General features: G+C 51.0%; 2 tRNA genes and 1 rRNA gene. All 3 read right to left on the reverse strand.

The annotated features are described in order from the left end of the window. Nucleotides 1–108 precede the first annotated feature (108 nt). Nucleotides 109–184 (reverse strand) — tRNA-Ala (locus tag CBW22_RS24640). Nucleotides 185–300: 116 nt separating this feature from the next. After that, nucleotides 301–377, reverse strand: a tRNA-Ile gene (locus CBW22_RS24645). A 73-nt stretch (nucleotides 378–450) separates the two neighbouring features. Next, nucleotides 451–526: ribosomal RNA gene (locus CBW22_RS24650) — 16S ribosomal RNA — on the reverse strand; the annotation flags it as partial.

The following is a 526-nucleotide window of genomic DNA, read 5'->3' on the forward strand; positions in this document are numbered from 1 at the left end:
ACGACGTGTCGTTTCAATTTTCAGCTTGTTCCGGATTGTTAAAGAGCAATAACTTCGCAATGCATTCAGTAAATGCATTCTGAAGTTGTATCAACGCGGGTTCGTTGATGGTGGAGCTAAGCGGGATCGAACCGCTGACCTCCTGCGTGCAAGGCAGGCGCTCTCCCAGCTGAGCTATAGCCCCGATGAGTGTTGTAAAACGCATGAGTACCAAGGAGAATCATTTTTCAGGCAAGGCGCAGGGTCGCGACGCATAGTCTTCTATGCGAGCGGCGCTGTAACGCAGCATGAGAAATGATTTGGTAGGCCTGAGTGGACTTGAACCACCGACCTCACCCTTATCAGGGGTGCGCTCTAACCACCTGAGCTACAAGCCTGCAGGCGTTTTACGCTCTTCTCTAAGTTCATCAGACAATCTGTGTGAGCACTTCGCGGGAAGGTATCTTCAGGTAAGGAGGTGATCCAACCGCAGGTTCCCCTACGGTTACCTTGTTACGACTTCACCCCAGTCATGAATCACAAAGTG

The organism is Pantoea sp. VS1 (assembly GCF_002207995.1).
GTDB lineage: Bacteria > Pseudomonadota > Gammaproteobacteria > Enterobacterales > Enterobacteriaceae > Pantoea > Pantoea dispersa.